At 63.9% G+C, this 241-nt stretch carries 1 protein-coding gene; it reads right to left on the minus strand.

Annotated features, from left to right (window positions below; genetic code table 11):
* Positions 1-241, minus strand: a 241-nt coding sequence (locus tag FZZ93_RS18245) for an aconitase family protein (protein WP_246146297.1), incomplete at both ends; no start/stop codon positions are given.

Here is a 241-nt window from a genome sequence, read left to right on the forward strand (position 1 = left end):
GTCCTGTGGGTCCGGCACCGACGCCGACAGCGGCAAGCCCTGCCCGGGGTTCGTACCCCAGGTGACGAACGGGCTCAGCGAGGAGGCATCGACGATCACTTCTGCGTCAAACGTCGCATCAGCATCAGTTGCCAACTCTCGCCATGCCGCAACTGCCTCGTCCCATGCCTGGCCTGATGGTGCCCGTTCGCGACCCTTGAGGAATTCGAACGTCGTCTCATCCGGGGCAATCATTCCGGCC

The organism is Halomonas eurihalina (genome assembly GCF_008274785.1).
In the GTDB taxonomy this organism is placed as follows: domain Bacteria; phylum Pseudomonadota; class Gammaproteobacteria; order Pseudomonadales; family Halomonadaceae; genus Halomonas; species Halomonas eurihalina.